Origin of the sequence: Selenobaculum gibii (genome assembly GCF_030273445.1) — a bacterium.
In the GTDB taxonomy this organism is placed as follows: Bacteria; Bacillota; Negativicutes; order ICN-92133; family ICN-92133; genus Selenobaculum; species Selenobaculum gibii.
In genome coordinates, this window is the sequence record NZ_CP120678.1 from 1950467 (window position 1) to 1970635 (window position 20169).

19 protein-coding genes, 6 tRNA genes and 1 other annotated feature are annotated in these 20169 nt (G+C 36.1%); of the genes, 2 read left to right on the plus strand and 23 right to left on the minus strand.

From position 1 onward, the window contains the following. Positions 1 to 195 precede the first annotated feature (195 nt). The 20 genes from P3F81_RS09395 to P3F81_RS09490 form a co-directional block, all read right to left on the minus strand. Positions 196 to 272: transfer RNA gene (locus P3F81_RS09395), tRNA-Met, on the minus strand. Between the two features lie 7 nt (positions 273 to 279). Further along, positions 280 to 355, minus strand: a tRNA-Thr gene (locus P3F81_RS09400). A gap of 18 nt (positions 356 to 373) precedes the next feature. Next, positions 374 to 449 (minus strand) — tRNA-Met (locus P3F81_RS09405). Between the two features lie 12 nt (positions 450 to 461). Beyond that, positions 462 to 546: transfer RNA gene (locus tag P3F81_RS09410), tRNA-Tyr, on the minus strand. A 6-nt stretch (positions 547 to 552) separates the two neighbouring features. Beyond that, positions 553 to 628, minus strand: a tRNA-Thr gene (locus tag P3F81_RS09415). A 55-nt stretch (positions 629 to 683) separates the two neighbouring features. After that, positions 684 to 759, minus strand: a tRNA-Met gene (locus P3F81_RS09420). A gap of 319 nt (positions 760 to 1078) precedes the next feature. Continuing rightward, positions 1079 to 2335 carry a diphosphate--fructose-6-phosphate 1-phosphotransferase gene (gene pfp, locus P3F81_RS09425; RefSeq protein ID WP_147670292.1) on the minus strand — a complete coding sequence of 419 codons (1257 nt, stop codon included), beginning with the start codon at positions 2333 to 2335 and terminating at the stop codon, positions 1079 to 1081. Positions 2336 to 2662: 327 nt separating this feature from the next. Next, positions 2663 to 3397: an RNA polymerase sporulation sigma factor SigH gene (gene sigH, locus P3F81_RS09430; RefSeq protein ID WP_147670290.1), complete on the minus strand. Its 735-nt coding sequence runs from the start codon at positions 3395 to 3397 to the stop codon at positions 2663 to 2665. A 259-nt stretch (positions 3398 to 3656) separates the two neighbouring features. Further along, entirely contained in the window at positions 3657 to 4184 is a 528-nt protein-coding gene (locus tag P3F81_RS09435) for an NYN domain-containing protein (RefSeq protein ID WP_147670288.1), read from the minus strand. Between the two features lie 111 nt (positions 4185 to 4295). Beyond that, on the minus strand, positions 4296 to 5045 hold the full coding sequence (gene rlmB, locus P3F81_RS09440) for a 23S rRNA (guanosine(2251)-2'-O)-methyltransferase RlmB (RefSeq protein ID WP_309320345.1): 750 nt from the start codon (positions 5043 to 5045) through the stop codon (positions 4296 to 4298). A 16-nt stretch (positions 5046 to 5061) separates the two neighbouring features. Beyond that, complete coding sequence (locus tag P3F81_RS09445; RefSeq protein WP_147670286.1) at positions 5062 to 6390, minus strand: FAD-dependent thymidylate synthase; 1329 nt, start codon at positions 6388 to 6390, stop codon at positions 5062 to 5064. Positions 6391 to 6483: 93 nt separating this feature from the next. Next, positions 6484 to 6969 (minus strand): Mini-ribonuclease 3, encoded by a 486-nt coding sequence (locus P3F81_RS09450; RefSeq protein WP_147670284.1) that lies wholly within the window; start codon positions 6967 to 6969, stop codon positions 6484 to 6486. Then, positions 6969 to 8411: a cysteine--tRNA ligase gene (gene cysS / locus P3F81_RS09455; RefSeq protein ID WP_147670282.1), complete on the minus strand. Its 1443-nt coding sequence runs from the start codon at positions 8409 to 8411 to the stop codon at positions 6969 to 6971. The genes P3F81_RS09450 and cysS overlap by 1 nt, the downstream gene beginning before the upstream one ends. A gap of 5 nt (positions 8412 to 8416) precedes the next feature. Further along, positions 8417 to 9070, minus strand: a complete 654-nt coding sequence (gene cysE / locus P3F81_RS09460; protein ID WP_147670280.1) for a serine O-acetyltransferase — start codon at positions 9068 to 9070, stop codon at positions 8417 to 8419. 44 nt (positions 9071 to 9114) lie between these two features. Beyond that, positions 9115 to 9327: a binding site (T-box leader), on the minus strand. Between the two features lie 38 nt (positions 9328 to 9365). Beyond that, positions 9366 to 10844, minus strand: a complete 1479-nt coding sequence (gltX, locus tag P3F81_RS09465; RefSeq protein WP_147670278.1) for a glutamate--tRNA ligase — start codon at positions 10842 to 10844, stop codon at positions 9366 to 9368. Between the two features lie 113 nt (positions 10845 to 10957). Beyond that, a complete protein-coding gene (locus P3F81_RS09470; RefSeq protein WP_147670275.1) occupies positions 10958 to 11221 on the minus strand; it encodes a hypothetical protein in 264 nt (87 codons plus the stop codon). A gap of 123 nt (positions 11222 to 11344) precedes the next feature. Continuing rightward, positions 11345 to 11821: a 2-C-methyl-D-erythritol 2,4-cyclodiphosphate synthase gene (ispF, locus tag P3F81_RS09475; protein ID WP_147670273.1), complete on the minus strand. Its 477-nt coding sequence runs from the start codon at positions 11819 to 11821 to the stop codon at positions 11345 to 11347. Beyond that, a complete protein-coding gene (ispD, locus tag P3F81_RS09480) occupies positions 11818 to 12507 on the minus strand; it encodes a 2-C-methyl-D-erythritol 4-phosphate cytidylyltransferase (protein ID WP_147670271.1) in 690 nt (229 codons plus the stop codon). The genes ispF and ispD overlap by 4 nt, the downstream gene beginning before the upstream one ends. A gap of 127 nt (positions 12508 to 12634) precedes the next feature. After that, entirely contained in the window at positions 12635 to 13798 is a 1164-nt protein-coding gene (locus P3F81_RS09485; protein WP_147670269.1) for a PIN/TRAM domain-containing protein, read from the minus strand. A gap of 72 nt (positions 13799 to 13870) precedes the next feature. After that, a complete protein-coding gene (locus tag P3F81_RS09490; RefSeq protein WP_147670267.1) occupies positions 13871 to 14365 on the minus strand; it encodes a CarD family transcriptional regulator in 495 nt (164 codons plus the stop codon). Positions 14366 to 14720: 355 nt separating this feature from the next. On the opposite strand from P3F81_RS09490, the gene P3F81_RS09495 reads away from it, so the two are divergent. Continuing rightward, a complete protein-coding gene (locus P3F81_RS09495; protein ID WP_147670265.1) occupies positions 14721 to 15026 on the plus strand; it encodes a stage II sporulation protein P in 306 nt (101 codons plus the stop codon). 3 nt (positions 15027 to 15029) lie between these two features. Here the strand turns inward: P3F81_RS09495 and radA are convergent, their stop codons facing one another. Next, the gene (gene radA, locus P3F81_RS09500; RefSeq protein ID WP_147670263.1) at positions 15030 to 16397 is read right to left on the minus strand and encodes a DNA repair protein RadA; all 1368 of its coding nucleotides are present in this window, start codon (positions 16395 to 16397) and stop codon (positions 15030 to 15032) included. 122 nt (positions 16398 to 16519) lie between these two features. Here radA and P3F81_RS09505 point away from each other — a divergent pair, with 122 nt between their 5' ends. After that, on the plus strand, positions 16520 to 17125 hold the full coding sequence (locus tag P3F81_RS09505; RefSeq protein ID WP_147670261.1) for a DUF3298 and DUF4163 domain-containing protein: 606 nt from the start codon (positions 16520 to 16522) through the stop codon (positions 17123 to 17125). Between the two features lie 146 nt (positions 17126 to 17271). Here the strand turns inward: P3F81_RS09505 and P3F81_RS09510 are convergent, their stop codons facing one another. Then, the gene (locus tag P3F81_RS09510) at positions 17272 to 18588 is read right to left on the minus strand and encodes an amidohydrolase (protein ID WP_147670259.1); all 1317 of its coding nucleotides are present in this window, start codon (positions 18586 to 18588) and stop codon (positions 17272 to 17274) included. 38 nt (positions 18589 to 18626) lie between these two features. Next, the gene (gene dcuC, locus P3F81_RS09515) at positions 18627 to 19880 is read right to left on the minus strand and encodes a C4-dicarboxylate transporter DcuC (protein ID WP_147670257.1); all 1254 of its coding nucleotides are present in this window, start codon (positions 19878 to 19880) and stop codon (positions 18627 to 18629) included. Between the last annotated feature and the right edge of the window lie 289 nt (positions 19881 to 20169).

Genomic DNA, 20169 nt, shown 5'->3' on the forward strand with positions numbered 1-20169 from the left:
TCCACACCTTTTTCTATCAAGATTATTCCAGCAAAAACTTATTTTAAAAACCTTCACAGTAATAAGTTGAAATAAACAGATACTTATGTAGATATTTTACTTATTATATACATTAATAAAACCTATATACATAAGTTTATGATAAACAGATACCTTGACATAAATAAAAACCCCAATAGGGGTTTGTTTTTTTGTTGGTGGCGGCGCAGAGATTCGAACTCCGGACACTGCGGGTATGAACCGCATGCTCTAGCCAACTGAGCTACGCCGCCGTATTTATGGAGCTAATGACCGGGATTGAACCGGTGACCTTATCCTTACCAAGGATACGCTCTACCGACTGAGCTACATCAGCGATCACTAACTTTTGTTTTGGTTGCGGGGGCAAGACTCGAACTTGCGACCTTCGGGTTATGAGCCCGACGAGCTACCAACTGCTCCACCCCGCGATATTAAATTAATGGTGGATGGGGTTGGATTCGAACCAACGAAGGCAGAGCCGGCAGATTTACAGTCTGCTCCCTTTAGCCACTCGGGAACCCATCCTTATTATGGAGCTGGCAAGAGGACTTGAACCCCCAACCTGCTGATTACAAGTCAGCTGCTCTACCAATTGAGCTACACCAGCGTTAACAACCTCATTTATTGTACACCGTTTCTTTTGCTTTGTCAACACTTTTTTTTGGTTGCGGGGACAAGACTCGAACTTGCGACCTTCGGGTTATGAGCCCGACGAGCTACCAACTGCTCCACCCCGCGATGTGTTTTATCAACCGGTGACGATATATAATATTATCACATGTTTTTTGATTTGTAAATACCTTTTTGAAAATATTTTATTTATTTTTTAAAAAATTATACACATTCTTAACATTTTACTAAAAATGTTAAGGTAATACTTGATCCAGGTAAAGTTTTCACTCTATCTGAACCTTAGTTGATCGTATCCAGAAACTTAGCCGCTCGCCTATGCCTGTGGGTATAACTAACTCCTCCTTATAAAGGTTAAAAGTCTTAGCGCAGCTTAGCTATCAGATAAAAGATGAAGAAAAATCAATTTTCTTCATCTTTCCATTCTCTATTTTACAAGATATTCGTATTTTTCTTTAAAGCGTTCAGGTGTTAAGTTAAATTCTTTTGCTAAAATTTTCAATTTATCCTCATTTATAAAATCATCTTTTACTAAACGAATCATATATTCTGTAGCAATAAAATAATTTAATGAATGAATATCCACATATCTTACTTTTGTTTTTCCTGTATTTTCATCGCGAATTTCTTCATATTTCAAAGGAACAATTTTATTATTTTGAATACTTACAACTGCATCCGTTCCACCGTCCATAAGGAAACTTACTGCTGCATAGCCAAGCGATCGCGTATAATCAATATCAAAAGAAATCGGTGCAGCGCAACGAAGCTCATAACCAATTTCCTTATCTATAATCGTTACGTTCAAACCAATCTTTTTCAATTCTATTATCACTAATTTTTTTAATACATCACCAAAATCAAGTTCCGAATAGCGAAGATGACCATGATCATCAAAACAAGCTGCGCCTAGCACACTAAAATCTTCTGGGGCAATCCTGTCGATAACACCTTCTGCGATAACCGCTACACCATAGTTACGACCAGTTGCATTCCTTTTTACAATCGAACCAACAAGTAAATCAACTACATGTTGCAGCCTAACTTCCTTTGTTTTAAACTCTTCAGGAATGATTGTAATAATCGCTCCAGCACTTTTTCCCATGCCGAGCGCTAAATGTCCAGCTGTACGCCCCATAGCAATTGCAAAATACCAACGATTATTTGTCGTACGTGCATCTTCCATCAAATTTTCTAACTCTGTAGTGCCTAATGCTCTAGCTGTTTCAAAACCAAACGTACTAATCCCTTCTGGCAAAGGTAAATCATTGTCTATTGTTTTAGGTACATGAACGGAATTGATTACTTTTCCACATTTTCGTGCATATTCTGAAACCTTTGAAGCACTGAAAGCAGTATCATCCCCACCTATTGTGACCATATACGTTACACCAAGTTCAAGCAAAGTATCTACCACTCTAGCTAAATCATCTTCATTCTTTGTTGGGTTGTATCTAGACATATGTAGAATACAGCCACCATTTAAATGAATGCGACTTACCATATCATAATTCAAAACTACATAGTTTTTCTTTCCTTGTGCTAGATGTGAAAAACCATCATACATTCCCAATACTTCAATGCCTTGTTTATGCGCTTCCATCGTAACTGCACTAATTACACTATTCATTCCTGGTGCTGGACCACCGCCGCAAATAATCGCCAATCTTTTCTTGTTTGTCATTCCATTTCCTCCCAAAATTTTTATCCTTGCTATCAGCTAAAAATTCACTTACAGATAGACAACGTTAAAAGAATATTCTTTAAAACTTTATATTATGAATATCTTGGTAAATAATTCCGGATAAAAGTTTTATCATTTATGTATTCGTCAAAATTACTATTTCATCCTTCATACAATACAAAACATACCATAAAAAAGGCATCTAATCATTTAATAGATGCCTTTTTTATATGACACAATCTCAATTTTTCTTTTATAAATGAGTATTTCTAATCAATTTTAACCTTGTCCACTTTTTATATTCGCATTAACTTTCTATGCTTTTTATCAATCGTGTCCCAGTCCACCACATAATCCATGTAGTTGCTTATTTATCGTCGTAAGTCCATTGTATACAGTATTTACATCTGTATCATCACTACGATTTTCTAAATAGCGTTCTAATTTACGTTTTACACGTTGCAAAGCATTATCTATAGATTTTACATGACGATCAAGCTCTACTGCAATTTCCTGATAAGATTTTCCATCAAGATATGCCATTAAAACTTTCCATTCAAGATCACTTAGGATTTGTCCCATTTTGGACTCAATATCTATAAATTCTTCTCTGCTAATTACTAATTCCTCTGGATCTGAAATTTTCGAACCAGATAGTACATCAAGTAATGTGCGATCTGAATCTTCATCATATATAGGTTTATTTAAAGAAACATAAGAATTTAACGGAATATGTTTCTGTCTTGTAGCTGTTTTTATTGCTGTAATAATCTGTCTGGTAACACAAAGCTCAGCAAAAGCCCGAAAAGAAGATAACTTATCGTTACGAAAATCACGAATTGCTTTGTATAAACCAATCATACCTTCTTGAATAATATCCTCACGGTCAGCACCAATCAAAAAGTAAGAACGAGCCTTCGCTCTAACGAAATTACGATACTTATTAATTAGATAATTTAGTGCGATAGTATTATTATTTTCTTTGGCTTCAGCAACAATCTCTTCATCTGTCATGTTCTCAAAGACACTATACAAATCTTCACTTTGAGTATTTGTACGCATCGCACCACCTCCTAACGGCATTTCCCAAACACTATATTTAATATAAACCAAACTCTTTCATGAAGAGTAACACCTAAAACTTCTAAATGAATTCAAAATAAACACTTTCGTTTAACTTGCAGACCAATAAAACAGAAAAAAAAACGCAATTAAGCGCCTCCAAAAAAGCAACAGACATGTTTACTTTACTGCAAATTATACCCTAGCACCCCATACTAGTCAAGCATTTTAAGAAATACTCCTCATATTTCCATACTTTCTATTGCTTTTTCCGCAAAATATCTAATTTTTTTGCAATATCATCATTTATTCGACCGCCTAATTCACGTCTCTGAATTTTATGTTTAGGCAAAGTATATTCCTCTGCTATTTTCTTCTTTGTCTTTTTTACATTCCTTAACATTTCTTTTGATGGAATACGATATGCTCCTGCTCCTAATATCACACTTTGTTCAATTCCGTCCGAGGTAACTACATACACTTCTTTGCCCTCGCGTACCAATTGATAAGCAAATTTTTCAATATAGCTATCTGCGGTCTCTCCTTCCTCAGTGTATACAACCACTAAATTTTCATTTATTTCATAATGTGATTCATTTCCACCAACAAATAATGCATCAAAAACTATCGTTATATCATAATGTTCAAACGCTCCATATTCAGCCATAATATCAATTAGACGATCTCTAGCATAGGATAAATTATCACGTAGTGCAACAAGCTCTGGCCATGAATTTATTACATTATATCCATCAATGATGTAGTGCTCTTTTTTATGCTTTTTCATCTTGTATCTCCTATGAATCTACAATCTCTATTCATTATAAACTACCCTTAATATAAAAGAAAGAGATACTCTTACAGTACCTCTTTCTTTTATATTGGCTTAATCCTATTCTCATTTAATTTGACGTTGTTTCATAGATTCATACATTAAAATTGATCCTGCTACCGATGCATTAAGTGAGTTTATTTTCCCCTGCATCGGAATCCTTACGAGAAAATCACACACTTCTTTGGTTAATCTGCCAATTCCTTTACCTTCGCTACCAATGACCAATACTAACGGACCTGTTAAATCCGCTTCATAATAATCTTTATCGCCGTCCATATCTGCCCCGACAACCCACATGCCAAGTCTTTGCAATTCCTTAATCGTTTGTGCGACATTGCCAATTTTCGCAACGGGTACATATTCTACCGCACCCGCCGAAGTTTTTGCAACTGTAGCCGAAAGTGGACAACTACGACGTTTTGGTATAAGCACACCATGTACTCCTGCTGCGTCAGCAGTCCGAAGAATCGCCCCTAAATTATGTGGGTCTTCTAATTCATCTAATAAAACAATAAAAGGTGGCTGACCAGCAGCCTCCGCTTTTGCTAAAATATCTTCAAGCTCAACATATTCAACAGGTGCAACATACGCCAAAACGCCTTGATGTCTCAAGCCTTTTGCCAAATCATTAATTTTCTTTATATCAACATCTTGAATCAGTATACCTTTTTCTTTTGCCACACCAATAACTTCACGAATCGAACCCTGTCTATCACCTTTTGCCAACAAAATCTTATTTACCCGTCCACTTTTTATAGCTTCCATCACACTGTTTCTGCCAACAATCATCTCATCTGTCATATTGTTTTCCATAGCCATCTTCCTTTTATTAAAGTTTTGCAAATAACTCCCGAACTTTTCCTGCTTGTCCACAAGACATTTTTCCTTCACGACAAATACCTTTTACACAAGAAGGTAAAGCTTTTTCATATAATACAGGTGATAAAGTTCTAAGCGCGATCACTTTTTTAATTGCCAATTCACGAATTTCCCATTGCGCATTCATACAAGTTCGATCTGCAAGCATGGAAATATCCGCCCGTGCATTTGTGGAAATCATCAATTTTATTTGATCACAATTTAATAAAAAGCACATTGCTTTATCCATACCATAACGCTTAGCTATATCTAAACGAAAATCTTTAAATTTTCTCGTCAATTCAATAAAGCGCTCTTTAAATTTAGAATTATTAATCGTCTGTGGAATTTTCACTTCACGATTTTCATCTAAGATTACTTTTACAAAATCCTCCCGATAATTCGATGTGATTCTATGGCGTTCTTGTTGATGATACGTCACTAAACTACACATCATCGCAAAACGGACTCTTGCCTGTTCGGCAATGCTGTCATGTCCATATCCCAAAACACGCTCTACTACTCCGCGAGCCTTTGTATCTGCTTCCTCACCCCAGCGTGCAATCACAGCTGACGGCGCGTCTTTCATCGTACTCGTCAACGCACCAAATCCTACTTTTTTATCTAGTTCCCCACATTGATCGAAAAAAACTAAATTATCCGTCGGTGATAATTTAGCAAACATCTCTGCATAAAAACTTTCCACTAATTCTGAATGTATCTCACGATTATTTTGCTGACAAATTAGCATAAATAAACGCTTTGGAACGAACTCTTGCAAACTTTCAGCGATTTCATCAAATAATGCACCATACTGTACATCATTAAATAAACGAAATAAATCAATTAGTTTGTCTCCTGCCATTGCTGTACATACATTTGTTTTTGCCATTAAAGGCAAAATATAGCGTGCATCTTCAATTGGGATCCCATGTAAGTAATGCTCAATTTTGGGACGACCTTTAAACTCGCCCGCTTTTTTTTCTGACATTTCGGCGTATAGAGAAAAGGCTTCTTTTAACAATGATTTCGCTTGAGTTTCATCCTCTTTGCTCAACTCCGGCAAGTCATAAGCCTCTTCCGTTAATGACACATATCGTTGACTCTGCTGCACATAGGAGTCTTTGCATTCACAAATTAACGTACTTTGCAAGCGATTGATATCCTCATAAATAAACGACAAGTTAATCGTCTTTAATAAACTTCTTAATTCACTTTCGCCAATTCGATTAATTTCATTCATCTCTAAACAAGCTTCTAATTCCTGTAAGCCAGTTGCGGTAAATTGCGTAATTTTCATCAATATCCCCCTAAATTTACACAAATCAAAACAACAAGAGAACGCTGGCTGGCAAAACCAAGGTTCTACCAGCCAACATTATGATCTTCGAAATCATTTTTTTCGTGTTTTTTGCATCATCGCTTTTGCAATAATTTGAAAAGATTTTTCTACAAGGTCATTTAAGCGGTCAAACCTCTCACTTAAATAGAGTGCTCCCAATAATGATTCAAAGCCGGTACTTGCACGATACTCAGCAACTGTCGCACTTTTAGGCACATGACTTTTTGCGTTACGCCCTCGCTTAAAAAATGTTTGCTCTTCTTCTGTTAATTCTTCAGCAATTCCTTGATAAGCAACTGCCTGCCAAGCTGCCGAAACAATTTTCGCCCCAAAACTATGCAGTACTTGCACCTTGTTCTGTTCATAAGCCAAAAGTTTTCCCCGTACATATAAGTTGAAATATGCATCACCAATATATGCTAAGACCAATGGATTCATTGCTTCTACTTTTATATCGTAATACTTCTGTTTCAATCCGCCTGTTTCTTCTTCTTGAAACATCGTATCCACAAGATATTTAAAATGTTCAAATTGCATTATTTTTTCCACCTAACGCCTGTTGGTGAATCTTCTAAGGTCACACCAATTGCATTTAATCCATCGCGAATTTTATCTGCAGTTGCCCAGTCCTTATTTTGACGTGCTTCTTGACGTAACTCAATAATAATCTTCATCAAATCTTCAACCATTTCTTGATTCTCCTCTTGTTTTCCCTCGCGTACATCAATTAAAATTCCCAAGATATCCGCCATATCAAAATAAACATCACGGGCAATGATAAAATCTTCTTTCGCGTGTGTAATTTTCCCTGTTGTTATCGCATTATAATATACATTAATTTCTTTTGCTAAGGCAAACATACTGCTTAGTGCTAATGCAGTATTAAAATCATCATCCATTGCCGCATAGAAATCTGCTTTTGCCTGTTTCGCAGCATCAACTAAAGACTTGCTAATTTCACTTGTTTCTCCTTCTGCATGTTTTTCTAATTCCATACAGTTTTCCATTGCCGTTTTTAGACGGTCAAGGCTGCGCGCTGCTTCGTTTAAGCGTTCATCACTAAAGTCAAGCGGACTACGATAATGTGTAGCAACAATAAAGAAACGTAAAACTTCTGCCGGATATTTTTCCAAAATATCTAATACAGTAAAGAAATTATTTAGCGATTTGCTCATTTTTTCTTCATTAATTGTAATAAAGCCATTATGTAGCCAATATTTTACGAAGCTATCATGATTAGAGCAACAAGCCTGTGATTGGGCAATTTCATTTTCATGATGAGGGAAAATCAAATCACTGCCACCACCATGAAAGTCAAACGTTTCCCCTAAATATTTAAGCGACATTGCCGAGCATTCAATATGCCAACCCGGTCTGCCTTTTCCCCAAGGACTTTCCCAAGCCGGTTCACCCGGTTTCGCACTTTTCCATAGAGCAAAATCCATTGGTTTTTGTTTACGTTCATCTATATCCACACGTGCACCAGCTTGCATATCTTCTAATTTTCTACCACTTAACTTACCATAACCTTCAAATCTTTCAACACTATAATATACATCACCATCTAATGGATAAGCGTAACCTTTTTCCACTAGAACTTCAATCATATGAATAATCTCATCCATATGCTCAGATACTTTTGGATAAACATCGGCGCGCTCTACATGTAATTGATCCATCACTTTAAAATATGCATCAATGTAACGATTGGAAATGTCTGACCATTTTACCCCTTCTTGATTTGCCGTCCGAATAATCTTATCATCAACATCTGTAAAATTTTGAATATGTTTTACTTTATACCCTGACTTTCTTAAGTAACGTTTAATTACATCCCATGTAACAAAAGGTCTTGCATTTCCTATATGAGGATGATTATACGGTGTAACTCCACATACATAAATACTTGCTTCACCTGCTACTTGTGGTACAAATTCTTCTTTTCGTTTCGTCAATGTATTATATACTCTCAAACTCACTGTTTCTACTCCTTTTCCAAATGCTTAATACGTTCTTCCAGCTGTTGAATGTTACGATGCATACACAACCACATTTCTTCTTCTGGATCTGGTAAATTATTATGTTCCAAATCAATAGATCTCGAATCTTCGTCTATTTTTTTACCATACATTAATACAACTTTCCCTGGAATACCTACTACTGTCGCATACGGTGGTACAGGTTTTAAAACAACAGAACCTGCACCAATTTTCGCATGTTCTCCAACGGTGAAAGATCCCAATACTTTAGCTCCACAGGCTACAACAACATTGTTTTTAATCGTCGGATGACGCTTCCCTTTCTCTTTACCAGTACCACCCAAAGTAACGCCTTGATATAGCGTTACATTATTACCAATTTCTGCTGTTTCTCCAATGACAACACCAGAACCATGATCAATGAATAAACCTTTGCCAATCGTTGCTCCTGGATGAATTTCAATTCCCGTTAAAAAGCGAGCAAAATTTGAAATCATTCTCGGCAAAACGACCCAACCACGTACAAATAAATAGTGTGCAATCCGATACAACCAAATCGCATGCAAGCCTTGGTAGCAAAATAACACTTCCCAAACACTCTTTGCCGCAGGATCACGATCAAAAACTACATCAATATCCTCTTTTATACGAGCAAACATCATATTCCTCCTTTAAAAATGAATAAAAAAAGACCGCCATCTCATACAGAGACGGTGGTCCGCGGTTCCACTCTGTTTAGACAAATAAAAATAAATGTCTCACTTACACAATAACGGTTGTTGCCGATTTGACCTACTATCTTCAGCCAAATAACTCCGAGGTGCATTTGGGTGATCGCCCCTTAGCATTGCTTCCAGCTTTGCAACGCCTCTCTGTCAAGATTCGATTCACTTACTCTCCTCATCATTGTTTTTACCTTGTATTCTATGATATACATCGTAAAATAATGCTTACTTATCCTCTAACACTCTGCATTGTTTTATCAATGCGTTGAATAACTCTTTCACGACCTAATACTGCAATTAATTGTACTAAATCTGGACCATGCATCTGACCAGTCATTGCAATACGAATTGGCATGAATACTTTTTTCCCGCCCACTTTTAACTCTTTTGTAATCGCTTTTAAAATTGGTTTTACTCCTGTAGCATCTACTATTTCTAAAGCATTCAATTTTTCTTTAAATAATGCAATCACTGCTGGAATTTCTTCATCGAGTAGCATTGCTTTTGCTTCCTCTGCATCTTCACCTTCGATAACAACATCATCATTAAAATAAATGCCTGCATAATCTACAATTTGTGCTGCATAACTTAAATGATCTTGTACAACTGCTACGAACTCTTTAAGTTTCGCTTTTCCCTCATCAGTTAACTCACCTTTAATATATCCAGCTTCAACTAGATGTGGAACTGCTAAATCCGTAATTAACTGTGGATCAGCTTCCTTCATGTAGTGTGCATTAATCCAATTTAATTTATCAATATCAAAAACAGCTGGATTTTTTGCAACTCTATCCATAGAGAATTCTTGAATTAATTCTTCACTTGAGAAAATTTCCTGTTCACTATTTGGTGCCCACCCAAGTAAGGCTAAGAAATTTACAATTGCTTCTGGCAAATATCCAAGTTTACGATATTGTTCAACCGAAGTAGCACCGTGACGCTTACTCATTTTTGTTTTATCTTTACCTAGAATTAAAGAAATGTGCCCAAAGGTCGGAACTTTTAATCCTAAAGCTTCATAAAGCACAACTTGACGAGGCGTATTGGAAAGATGCTCTTCGGCACGAATAACATGTGTAATTTTCATCGATGCATCATCAATAACTACAGCATAATTATAAACTGGAATTCCATCTGATTTTACGATAACAAAATCACCAACACCATTAGATTCAAAACACATTTTCCCACGAACTAAATCATCGAACACAATCTGCCCGTTTTCCGGTGTTCTAAAACGAATTGTCGGTTTACGCCCTTCAGCAATAAATTTCGCTTTTTGCTCTTCCGTTAAATGGCGACAGCGCCCTTGGTAAATCGGCATTTCATTTTTTTCCATCAACGATTTACGTTCCGCTTCTAACTCTTCATCCGTGCAGTAACAATAATATGCTTTACCTTCAGCAATTAATCTATCTGTATATTCTTTATAAATATCAAGGCGTTCTGTTTGGCGATATGGACCATACTCACCACCTACATCTATCCCCTCATCCCAAGTAATACCTAACCACTTTAGTGCTTCTTTGATGTTTTCTTCTGATTCTTTTGTCGATCTTGCGCGATCTGTATCTTCAATACGTAAAATTAATTTCCCATTTTGATATTTTTTTGCCAATAACCAATTAAACAATGCAGATCTTGCTCCACCAATATGAAATGGTCCGGTTGGACTTGGCGCAAACCGTACACGTATTTCTTCTGACATATGTAAAAACCTCCAAAACAATAATATGTATATTCTATCAAATAATATCTATACATGCAAAATAGCTAAGACAAGAAAAATCTTATCCTAGCTATTTTATGCTATTTTTTTCATTAATGCAATTTAAAAACGAAAAAACCTGACTCAATTTCCGGAGTAATGATAACCGTTTTACCATCACTTTGATTTGCCACTGCTGGCCGTGCATAATCTTTTCCAGCAAAAAAAACTGACCAAATCAATTGATTATCATACCAAAGCCGCCCCGATAAATGAGAATCTTCGCCCATTGATAACTCCAGATTTAATCCATTTGCTTGTACACAACTTGCAGCCATCATGAAATAAATTAATATAGTACAAATAAAAGTACGCATCGCAAGTCCTCCCTGCCAAATCATTACTTTTAATATATACCATTAGAAAAAAATTATACAAATAAATTTATCCGATGGCTAAGATTTAGGCGAAGTGAACACTCCACCTAAATCAAGTCTACTTTATACTTTTTTAATTCCAACAACAGCGTATGAAGCAATTCCTTCTTGCATACCCGCAAAACCTAGCCCTTCTGTTGTCGTCGCTTTTACATTCACACCATCTAAATCAATTTCCAAAACTTCGGAAATATTTTTATTCATTTGTAGAATAAATCCCGCTAATTTTGGTTTTTGTGCAACAATTGTTGCATCGATATTATTTACCATATACCCTTTTTTCATTAATAAATTTTTTACATGTTTTAGTAAAACCAAACTAGAAATTCCTTTATATTTTTCATCTGTATCGGGGAAATGACGTCCTATATCGCCGAGTGCAGCGGCACCAAGCAACGCATCTGAAATTGCATGTAATAAAACATCTGCATCCGAATGTCCTAATAACCCTAATGTATGTGGTATTTCTACGCCTCCTAAAATCAATTTACGTCCTTCGACTAATTTATGTACATCATAGCCCATTCCAAATCTAATCATTGATTACTCCTCCGTTTGATAAACGATTCCGCCATAATTAAATCTTCCGGTGTCGTTATTTTTATATTTGTATAATCGCCTTCCACGACTTTGACTTTTCTGCCCATTCGTTCTACTAAGCTAGCATCATCAGTTCCAAGAAAATCATCTTCTTTTGCTTTTTGATAAGCATCCTTCAAAACATCTGCTTGAAACCCTTGCGGTGTCTGAACCGCCCACAGTCCATTACGCTGGGGAGTATCAATAACAATTCCCTTTTCATCAACCACTTTAATCGTGTCCTTAGCTCGGACCGCAGTAATCGTCGCACCATGATGACGGGTTTCCTCTATGACCTTTTCTATAATTTTAGTTGAAATTATAGGCCTAGCCGCATCATGCACTAAAATAATTTTAGTTCCCGGGGAAACGACTTCAAGCGCATTCTCAATTGAGTATTGTCTTTCTAAGCCGCCTGCAACTACCTGCCAAGGTTTCAAGCCATCCATTGTCTTTAATAATTCACGTACAACTGTTACCTCTTCTGGCGAAGCAACTACAACCAACTCATCAATCATTTCACACTTTGAAAAAGTATATAGCGTATGATATAAAACTGTTTTTCCCCCTAAAGACAAAAAAATTTTATTTACTTTCATCCCCATGCGTTTGCCTTGACCGGCAGCAGGAAAAATCGCTGTTATCATGATTATTATTTCCCTCATTTTCCGAAATACTTTTTTCCGATATTATAAAAGTTCAACCAAAACAAAAAAAGTCCTACTTTCTTTTACAAAAGTAGAACTTTTTCTTTAGTGAAATTCAAAATTAGGCTCATGCGCCTTTTTCTACCGCAGTTTTAGGTTTCGCAAAAATCATTCTACCTGCCGCAGTCTGCAACACAGAAGTTACAACTACTTCAATCGTTTCTCCCATGAATTTTTTACCGCCTTCAACAACAATCATCGTGCCGTCATCTAGATAGGCAACACCTTGACCAAATTCTTTACCGTCTTTTACTACACAAACAATCATATCCTCACCTGGAATCACAACCGGCTTTACGGCATTTGAAAGCTCATTGATATTCAAGACAGGTACCCCCTGCAATTCTGCAACTTTATTTAAATTATAGTCATTGGTAATGATTTTCCCCTGCACCACTTGTGCTAGTTTAATTAATTTTGAATCAACTTCACTAACATCTTCAAAGTCTCGTTCATCAATTTCAACAAACATCTCAAATTCTTTTTGAATTCGATTCAACACATCTAGACCACGTCGGCCTCGATTTCGTTTTAAAAGATCTGCCGAATCAGCAATATGTTGTAACTCCTCTAAAACAAATACCGGGATTAAAAGCGTTCCTTCAATAAAACCACTTTTACAAATATCAGCAATACGTCCATCAATAATTACACTTGTATCTAGAAGCTTATATTTGCTTTTATCGGATTTTTTCTGTTTATCTTTGTCTTTTTCTTTGTCGCGTTCACGAGGAATTTCTCTTACAAGTCTGGTAAACAAAGCAACCAATCCTGCCATCATACTTGCAATTTCGTCGCGTTTTTGCAATGTAATATGCATTCCTAAATAACCAAGTACAATACTAAAGATAACCGGAACATAATTCCCAACAATCGGAAGAGAAGAAAAAGCAGAACCTAATAAATTAGCAATTATAAGTCCAATAGCCAAACCAATGGCCCCAGTAATTACATCATGAATCGGCATTTTGTTTAATTGTGCTTCTACCCACACAGAAAAGCTGATTAACTTTTTAATCATCCATGGAGATGAATAAAAACCAAGCGCTCCCCCTAAAATAGCACCAAATAAAACAGATAATATATTAGTTAAGGTCATGCCAAATATGCCCATCTGGGAAAACTCTGCACCGATGAGCAACGTGACAAGCGGACTCGCCATTCTCATCAACATTAAACCAACAATAGCCATTAAAATCGTGATAACAAATCTTAACACTCTATCTAACATAGATTCACCTCCTTTTAACATTATTATACCTAACATATTACAATTCTAACCAAAAATCAATAAAAAAATACGTCAGTCACCTGGCGTATTTTTATCAAGCAAATCATAAACCCATGCCTCAACTGTTGAAGCATCCTTATCACAGGCAAATACCAGCTCACTAACTAATATTTGCTTTGCAGTATCCAATAACCTTCTTTCACCAGTAGATATTTTTTTTGAACGGTCCTGTAATATCAAATTTCTTACAACTTCAGCAACATCGTATATACTGCCACTTTTAATCTTCAATAAATTGGCATTAAACCTACGGTTCCAACTTCCTGTCGTTTGCTCAGGTTCATTTTTAAATACTTCAACAACTTTTTCAACATCTGATGCAGTAATGACTTCACGCAAGCCTATATTTTCAACATTGTCCATTGGAATCATCACTTTCATTCCACCAAAAGGCATCATTAAAATATAATAATTCTTGCTCTTGCCCATTACTTCACATTCTTCTATGCCTTCAATAACTCCAGCACCATGCATTGGATATACTACCTTATCACCTACATTAAGCACAGCAGCACCTCCTATATGCTAAAATTATAACATAGAATTATTTATTTGTCAAAATTTATTATTTTAGCACGCAATCATCACATTGTCAATCCAGATAAAAACTTTTTTCTCTTTTATTTATTCAATGTCTATCCCTCTCTTCTCAAAAAATAGCAATTCACGGAAAACAAAAGATTTTGATTCACATCTTTCCAGCTTCCTACCTTTTATCGTTAAAGTTAAAAACAGCTAATTCGTTAAAAATAAGATTTAAATAAAAGCCCTGCACCAAGTCTTCCTTTATTATAAAATTATACATAAAAATAATTCCTCCGGTTAAGCTACAATCAAAAATCCCACCAAATTGAGGTGCGCTATGAAAAAATTTAACATTTACATTTTATGGACACTATGTATCATATTCTGTTTTATTGGAATTTATACATTTTATTATCATATGAATGACAATTTCCCCCTAACGCCTTCACCAGAGATAAAAACAGCTAAACCTTTTGATTATTATCGCATCACCGATGAGACTGGAACAATTGAATTAATGACCGTTTCCGTTCAGGTTTATATCGGTGATGAAGTCCTTGCTGAAGACAACAGCTTATATGAAGTCGTAAAATTAGATGGCAATCATGCATTTGCTAGGTTTGTAAAAAAAATACACTTATAACCTTTACCGAAAAGCGATTTCTAATGCTTCGCGGACATTTTCAACTCCATAGAATCTTACCAATTTATCTGTAGATAAATTGGTAAGATTCTTTTTGGGTAAAATGATATGTTTAAATCCCATTTTTACCGCTTCACGTACACGGCTTTCCACTTGTGTAACAGCTCTTACCTCTCCTGCAAGCCCTACTTCACCAAAAATAACAGTTTCATTCATTATTGTATTGTTGCGAAAGCTTGAAGCTAATGCAATCGTAAGTGCCAAGTCAATTGCTGGTTCATCAATTTTAATTCCCCCTGCAACTTTTACATATACATCACAATTTCCCAATAGCATTCCTACTCGCTTTTCTAAAACAGCAAGCAATAGCTGGATACGCTTTACATCCACAAAATCAGCCGTACGACGCGGCGGCATATAAGGTGTTTGACTGACTAATGCCTGTACCTCAACTAATAAAGGTCTTGTTCCCTCAACCGTTGGAATAATCACACTGCCTGGTACATTCGTTGGCGAATCTGACAGAAATAATTTTGATGCATCAGGCACATCTACTAATCCTTCTCCCCGCATTTCAAATAAACCAATTTCATTCGTACTGCCAAATCTATTTTTTACTGCTCTAAGTACTCTAAATTGTGCGTTTCTCTCACCCTCGAAATAAAGAACTGTATCCACAATATGCTCTAAAACTCGCGGGCCTGCTAAAACACCATCTTTCGTAACATGCCCGACTACAAAGACAGCAATTGAATTTAATTTTGCAATTCTTAGTAGTTCCACAGCACTTTCACGCACTTGGCTTACACTGCCTGGTGCACTTTGAATTTCTGGTTTAAAAACGGTCTGAATCGAATCAATAACAAGCAGTTCAGGATTCACCTCTAAAACCTGTTTTGCAATCATTTCTAAATTCGTTTCACTAAGTACAAGTAAATCTTTTTCTATTGCATCCAATCGATCTGCCCGCATACGTACTTGACGAGTACTTTCTTCCCCCGTGACATAAAGTACTTTACCTTGTTTTTTCGCAACATTTGCACAAACTTTTAATGTTAAACTCGACTTTCCTACTCCTGGATCCCCAACCACAAGTACCATAGAGCCCGGAATAACACCACCACCCAAAACTCTATCCAGTTCCATAGATCCCGTATGAAATCTTGGCATATCTTCCGTAGTGACTTCGTCAATTGCAATAGGCGAACTCCCTGTCGAAAGCCCCAAACCAAGTCCCCCTTGCCTTTCTGGCTGAAGCCTTTCCTCAACTAACGTATTCCATTCACCACAGCCAGGACATTTACCTAACCATTTTGTTGCATTATATCCACATTCTTGGCAAACATAAGCTGTCTTTTTTTTCGCCATCAAAATTCCTCATTTCACTTTTGCAATCTATACAATACTTCTCAAAAATAAAATTAAATCCTCTTTTCTCCTAAAGACAAGCTTCATTTCTTTTAGTATAATAAATAAAAAAGGAGGATTTATCAATGAAAAAAAGTATCGCTCAAATTTCTATTATCTTTATGATTTTTACTTTATGTTTAACAATTGTTCCTCAAACTTCTTTTGCTGCAGAAGTACGTAATGAACAATATGCGACTGGTGTCTATTCATTAGCTTTTCCTCAACTTGTAAACAACGATAATCTACAAGTTCAAGATAAAATTAATCATGACATTCAATTATTTTTAATGAAGTTTATGCAGCCGGATGGAAAAGTCAAACCAGAAGAAGCTAAATTAACTTATGAAGTTCACTACTTATCCAATGACTTGTTTAGTATTGAGTTTACAGCTTATACCTTCTGGGGTGGAGCTCATGGGCAAACGATTTCCACATCTTTTAATTATGATTTGAAAACAGGCGAGGAGTTAAAATTGACTCAGATGTTCGACTATAAACCATCTGAAATTAACAAAGCAATTTTTGCTCACTGTGAAAAAAATTCTATTCCTCTTTATAACGATTTTAAAGGAATTACACAGTATCCAAGTAATTTTTACTTAACGAGTCCAACCACACCAGTTTTAGTTTTCCAACAATATGATATTGCACCTTATTCCAGCGGTATTATTAAAGTAGAATTAAAATAAAAATTAATCTACGCCCTGATTTCACCTGGAAATACATTCTTTGTGAAACAAATTAATTTATCCTTTAACATTATAAATTAAATAGCTAATAAAAATAGATTGTACAAATAAAATTTGTACAATCTATTTTTATATCACCAGAAAATTTATTTTTGCAAAAGCAATTCAGCAGCTGAACCTGCAATAATTTTCACCGCTAATCCAAGTGACCTTTCATCAAAATCAAAATATGAATCATGGTGTCCTGCCGCTAAATCTGCACCTACCATCATATAAGCAGCCTGTCCACCATTTTTTTGTACACGTTCCATGAAGTAAGAAAAATCTTCACTAGCGCCAAAATCACTATGCGGAATAATTTCATTAAATATATCTAAGCGCTGTGCAACAGTAGTTATCTTATCCGCTAAATTCTTTGTGTTATTTCCGCCTGCGGCACCACCCATTTCAGTAATTTTTACCTTTACCTCATACATTTGAGCCGCAGCTTCAATAATCCGCTTTGCCTCTTTGGACATATATTCATTAATAGTACTTGTCGCACCACGAGTTTCTAGCTTTAAAATTGCATTTGCCGGAATGACATTGCGTCCACTTCCTGCATTCAAAACTCCAACATTAATTCGTGAAGTTCCATCACTATGACGTGATATAGCATGAAGATTTAAAGCTGCTGTAGCTGCTGCTAATAACGCATTACGCCCTACTTCCGGAGCCGCACCAGCATGAGCCGGAACCCCAGTAAATTCTGCATCAAATTTGCTAGTTGCTAGAAATCCAGTTACATTACAAGCAATTTGCCCCGTCTTATTCGCCTTAAACCCAAAATGTGCACCTAACATATAATCAATATCATCCGCTAAACCGCTCTCAACCATAGCCTTTGCTCCACGTACACCTTCTTCAGCTGGTTGAAAAAATAATTTTACCGTACCTGCTAATTCATCCTTCATTTGCATCAAAATTTCTGCTACTGCCAATCCAACTGAAGTATGTCCATCATGTCCACAGGCATGCATAGCATTCGCATTTACAGATGCAAAGCCGCATTTATTGGGGCGATGATTCGCTTCTGTTGTTTCATTAGCATCATTAGCATCCATATCAAAACGTAGACCAAGTACTGGGCCTGGTTTACTAAACTTGTAGCTTGCAACAACTCCAGTTTTTCCGCCTATCATTTTCTTTACTAAATCCGGATCTGCCCCCTGTGAAATTGCTCTTTTCATTTGGTCTTCTAGTATTATTTCTGATGGTACGCCCATCATTTTACTCTCTACAATAACTGCTTCGCCAAATTGAACATCATAGCCAAGCTGCTGCAATGTTTTTATAACAATTGATGCTGTACGAAATTCTGTCCAAGCAGTTTCAGGATATTTATGTAAATCACGTCTTCTTGCAACAATTGCCCCCTGTAATTTATCTGCTAAGTTTATAATTTTTTTATCAACCGCATCCATTTTCGCTTTCTTCCCTTCTTTTATTATTTAAATACAAATTACATAGCTAAAACAATCATTCCTGCAATCATTGCAAAAACAATTGGTAATCCATTACGTTTTGTAACTTCCATTGGATTTACTCCAGCAATACCTGCTACGATAATTGTCGCACCAGCAATTGGCGAAATTGTACGCCCTAACGTACCTCCCAAAGTAGACATACTTCCCATTTGCAATGAAGTCATACCAAAGTCTACCGCGTGAGGTGTTACTGCTTCATTAAAGGCAAACGTTGCAGCATCCCCTGAGCCTGTAATAAAGCCTAATAAAAATGGTCCCATAGCTGCGCAAATTTTTACAATTGCAGGATTATCAATCATTGCAGAAATAAAAGTTTTTACCAATCCCATCGATGTTAATCCAGATACAAATACCCCTGCTGCAATAATAATACCTAAAATATCTGCATAAGCTTTTCCCATCCCGTCAAAAAAGGCATTCGTTAAATTTACAGGATTCGTACGTGTTGCTAATAAAGCTAATATAGATCCAATAATCATTGCTGCCGGAACATCCATTTTAAACGCTGGTACCACTCCAGATGAACCGAGAATCAAAATCAAAATAGGGAGAATTGGCATACATGCGTATAATACATTTACTTTAAATGAACCTTCAATCTCAAGACCTTCTGCCGTATATCCCTTATGCTCTTTTCTATAATAGGCAATCAACGTAATTAATACCGCTGCTACGATAAGGGAAGTAATATTCGCTTTATATTGAAATGCAATAACATCCATTACATCAACCCCTGCAATTTTAGCAACAAAAGGATTATGGGCTAATCCAGGATTAAGCATACTTCCATATGTACCACACTTTACAGCAGCTGCTGCCATCGCCGGATGAATTCCTGCCCCCATCATTAATGGAACAAAAATTGCACCTGCTGCAGCTGCTGTTCCTGCTGCGCTAGGTAAAGCAATATTGATAGCAAAAGTTCCTAAAACAACACCTGGAATTAATAATGGACGAAATTTAGAAAGTCCATTTGCCATTAAATTGATTAAATGTTTATCACATTTTGTATAGCGCATCACCATTGCAAACCCCATAACGGAACAAACAGCTTGTATCAATCCACTATTCGTCATACTCTTTGAAAAGGCAGCAAACGCTTCCATTGGAGTTCCAGCTACAGAAGCCATAATAATGCCAGATGCCAATAATACCAAACGCGCATCATAACGTTTCACCAAAAAATAAATTGTAATTAAAACCATAACTATTCCGGCCCAAATCATCATAAACATTCCTCCTGCATATAACTAGATTAATTATAAATATGTGCAATTTCTAGATTATAATATTTATCCCCCTTCTTTAATTGTGATTTTCTTTTCCTTTTCATTTCCTATATAAAAAAAACAAAGACAACTCCAACTATTTTAAGAAGGAATAGCGTCTTTGCTACTATACTTTCCCATTATAACAAAACCACATCATAAAATCTATTGATTTTGTATACAAAATTATATATTCTTTTTTGTTATTAATTCTAAAATATATTTAATAATGAAGAATTTAAGTTAAAAA